At 50.4% G+C, this 250-nt stretch carries 2 protein-coding genes; one reads left to right on the top strand and one right to left on the bottom strand.

What is annotated here, in order from left to right:
- Positions 1–150: N-6 DNA methylase (locus V0R37_RS22880; RefSeq protein WP_420376661.1), on the bottom strand; the 150-nt coding region annotated here is incomplete at its 3' end.
- Between V0R37_RS22880 and V0R37_RS22875 the strand changes: the two genes are divergently transcribed.
- A partial coding sequence (locus V0R37_RS22875; RefSeq protein WP_420376660.1) for an N-6 DNA methylase occupies positions 129–250 on the top strand: 122 nt, incomplete at its 3' end. The two genes, V0R37_RS22880 and V0R37_RS22875, sit on opposite strands and share 22 nt — an antisense overlap.

Genomic DNA, 250 nt, shown 5'->3' with positions numbered 1-250 from the left:
CAGGTTAGGTGCCAGTGAAATCACGGTTTCAACATAGTTGTTACCCACCAAGTACTGGCGAATTTTTTGCTCAGCACCGCCACGATAGAAAATACCGGGGAAGCAAACAATGGCCGCGCGGCCTCTGCTTGATTGGTAGCGATGACCCAACTCTAATCAACGACGACCGCTTTGCGCCCGCAGGCGTACTTGCGCCTAAATCAAAAGCCGATTTTGCCTTTGTACTGCATGCGCTCAATTACCTATCAAG

Origin of the sequence: Pollutimonas rozaliensis (assembly GCF_048751585.1) — a bacterium.
Classification (GTDB): Bacteria; Pseudomonadota; Gammaproteobacteria; order Burkholderiales; family Burkholderiaceae_B.
This window is presented reverse-complemented; position numbering and strand designations above follow the sequence as displayed.